A 2,978-nucleotide genomic window follows, 5' to 3' on the forward strand; every position below is an offset into this window, starting at 1 on the left:
ATTTATATACTAATTATATCAATAAAAATGCACGTTGACAAATATTTAAGCCTGTGAAGCTTCAATATACTTAACTATTCAAGTTTTAATACTGTATTATTTGATTATTATGAAGTCTTCTAAACCGCTTCATCACCTTTATTAACTATCGTGATGCTTTCTTTAAATCTTTTTGAATGCTGTTCCTGTGCTTTTTCGTATTCTTTGCTTAAGCGTTTTGCCTGATTTCTGTTTGTTATGTCTAAAATTCCGTATGCCGTTATGTAAGGAAACAGAAATTTAACCGTTTTACGTGCAAAATCTAATAAAACGAAAAAACCGATAAAACAAACAGCTGTCAATGCTCCTGAGTGCATAATTGCTCCTATAACTTTAATAATTCTTTATCTTCGACTATCAGCGTATTTTCTCCGAACATTTCCTTGTACGATTCAGGAAAGGAAGTATGTATAGGAATAATAGTAGTGGGGTTTATTGCCGTTACAAAGTTTTTAAGGTCTTGAGGGTAAGCATGACCGCTTGTATGAATGTGAAGGAGCTTGTCTTTATGAGGATTCCAAAAATCACCTTCATTTTCTAAATATCCCGACCAAAGGGAGTAAATCACCTGAATATCATTAATATCAGCTTTTTCAAGTATTTTAGTTGAAATTTTATGATTATGCTTTACCGCATAGTCTTTAGGACTGCTTAAAATCTCATCAATAGAAATCTTTTGTGATTTATATCTGTATAAATCCTCTGTTTGTGCAAGCTTTCTTGTAATGGAATTAGAAGAAAAATAAACTTTTATATTATTCCAGTCAAATTGAGGAATATTTTTGCCTAAAGACTTGAATTTTTCAAGTGTAAAAGCCGTGTAGGGGTCTATTATAAGGGTCTTTTTTGTATGCAGACAAGCTTTATAAACTGAAATAAATCTGTCTAAATTTTGAGCTGAAAAGATTACTATGTTTAGCTTTTCACTCTTGAACGTGTTTATTAACTTATCTTCAATATCTTTTTCGGTTAAATTATCAATTTTATCTCTGCCGATTGTAGTTCCTTCAAGGATTAAATAATCAATAGTGTCTTTTACATTGTCGACAAGTTTTTTTAAGTTGTATGCCGTTCTCCCGTGAACTCTGAAATCACCAGTATAAAGCACATTCTTGTTATCTGCCGTTATTTCAAAGGCATAAGAACTCGGAATTGAGTGATCCATGGTATGCGGTTTAATTAAAATGTCTTCTATCTGAACGGCTTGATTACTCTTCAATAGTTCAAAATTGTTTAATTCATCGCTTGTGTCGTAGAGAATAGGGGATATTTCCTTGATAATACTGTATGAAACTTCACTTAAATACACTTTTATCTTAGGATTGATGTATTTTAACAGTCCGAAATGGTCAGGATGTGCATGACTTATAAATATTGCAGAAATGGCACAATCTTCATCAGAATAAAGCCCTTTTATATCGGGCAATATTCCTTGTTTTATCAGCTCTTCACAGCTTAATTTCGTAATATTTTTAAAGTTAAAACTGCTACCGTCATCATTAACAAGTGGTAAACCGAAGTCAAAAAGAATAATCGCCTTGTCTGTTGAGATTTCAAGACATGAACCGCCTATTTCCTTTGCTCCCCTGTGAATTTTAAGTTCCATTATATTTATTTAACTTCCTCTGCAATTTTATAAAAATCTTCTGCCATAATATCTGCGGGATGTGATGTAATTATTTCCATTAAATCAAATTTTAAGGGGATTATCTTGCCATCAAATTCTTTTTCAAGACGTTCTTTAACCTTTACTGCAATCTGATAATTTCCTCCTATAACAATAGATTTATCAAAATCGGTTGAATTAATCTTTATTGATTCAGGAAATTCATCAGGGAACAAGCCCAAAGCTTTTTTCTGGCTGTAATTTATTTCATAGCTCTTTGCAATAACTTCAAGTTCAGATTTAAACAAAGTTTCATATTCATTAATTTGGCTTATGACCTTTACAATTTCATCTTTAGAGTTGTTTAAATCCTTGTTATAAACAAGTTTTACTTCTAACAAAACGAATTTATATTCACCTGAAACAGTTTTACGAAGACCCAGCAAGTCTAATTCTTTTCTTGAAGCTGAAACACCCTGTATTTGTCTGTCAATTATAAAGAAGTCAGAATTTATTGAATTATCAGAAAGAATTTGATGTTCTAATCTTAATTCATCCTGATAATCGACCTTTTTTATGTTTCTACAGAGTTCTTTCAAGTTCGGGCTATTAAAAAACTCAAATAAATTTGAATAGTTATTGCTTGAACGACCTTTATTTGTCTCTGAATTTTTGTTAAAAGCTTCTGCTTTCTCTATCCTGAAATTATCCTTTTGAATATTTACCCTAGCCAAGCTATTTCCCCAATAGTAAACATTAAAACAGTTATTTGGTCTTATTTGAAAGTCCAATTCTCCATATGATTCTTTTACAATGTTGGCAACGCAGGCTACTTTTTCTTTAATTTGCTGGAATTTTTCTTCATCAAAATGTCTTTGAAACCCTTTACTCATAATTTATATTTCTCCTTAACTTATATTTTTAAATAATAACAGACACCTATGTCTGAATCGGGCGCATAACATTATAAAATTTTTTTAATATTAATTTAGTTAATAAATGCCACCATGAATCAATACTAATAGTAGTATACAGCTAAAATCTTGCTAATAGCAATAGTAAATAATTAATAAGTTCTATATAAAAGACTTATGGTTAAGAATTTCGATAAAAGATTTCATAAAAAGTTTGGGCAAAAAATAAAAAATTTGCGCCTTGAAAAAGGTTTAACTCAAGAACAGTTAAGCCTTGAAATTGGTGCTGCCAATTCTTATATCGGAATAATCGAAAATGCCCAAAGAGATATTCCCTTGTCTAAAATTCAAAAAATAGCCAAAGTCCTAGTGCATTGTTAATTTAATTTATTAGGATAAAGTTTTTTTAACTTAATTCT

At 30.5% G+C, this 2,978-nt stretch carries 4 protein-coding genes; 1 reads left to right on the forward strand and 3 read right to left on the reverse strand.

Going from position 1 to position 2,978, the window contains the following annotated elements:
- Positions 1-119: 119 nt before the first annotated feature.
- From WCG23_13225 to WCG23_13235, 3 genes are read right to left on the reverse strand one after another with little or no spacing between them, the layout of a single operon-like run.
- A complete protein-coding gene (locus WCG23_13225) occupies positions 120-356 on the reverse strand; it encodes a hypothetical protein (GenBank protein MEI8390833.1) in 237 nt (78 codons plus the stop codon).
- 8 nt (positions 357-364) lie between these two features.
- Positions 365-1,645 carry an MBL fold metallo-hydrolase gene (locus WCG23_13230; protein MEI8390834.1) on the reverse strand — a complete coding sequence of 427 codons (1,281 nt, stop codon included), beginning with the start codon at positions 1,643-1,645 and terminating at the stop codon, positions 365-367.
- 5 nt (positions 1,646-1,650) lie between these two features.
- Entirely contained in the window at positions 1,651-2,538 is an 888-nt protein-coding gene (locus WCG23_13235) for a hypothetical protein (GenBank protein ID MEI8390835.1), read from the reverse strand.
- Positions 2,539-2,736: 198 nt separating this feature from the next.
- On the opposite strand from WCG23_13235, the gene WCG23_13240 reads away from it, so the two are divergent.
- Complete coding sequence (locus WCG23_13240; GenBank protein ID MEI8390836.1) at positions 2,737-2,940, forward strand: helix-turn-helix transcriptional regulator; 204 nt, start codon at positions 2,737-2,739, stop codon at positions 2,938-2,940.
- The last annotated feature ends 38 nt before the right edge of the window (positions 2,941-2,978 follow it).

It is taken from the genome of bacterium, from assembly GCA_037147175.1.
Taxonomy (GTDB): domain Bacteria; phylum Cyanobacteriota; class Vampirovibrionia; order Gastranaerophilales; family UBA9971; genus UBA9971.

Coding starts and splice junctions, on each gene's coding strand:
- WCG23_13225 (MEI8390833.1), bottom strand. CDS start 356: ATGCACTCAGGAGCATTGACAGCTGTTTGTTTTATCGGTTTTTTCGTT.
- WCG23_13230 (MEI8390834.1), bottom strand. CDS start 1,645: ATGGAACTTAAAATTCACAGGGGAGCAAAGGAAATAGGCGGTTCATGT.
- WCG23_13235 (MEI8390835.1), bottom strand. CDS start 2,538: ATGAGTAAAGGGTTTCAAAGACATTTTGATGAAGAAAAATTCCAGCAA.
- WCG23_13240 (MEI8390836.1), top strand. CDS start 2,737: ATGGTTAAGAATTTCGATAAAAGATTTCATAAAAAGTTTGGGCAAAAA.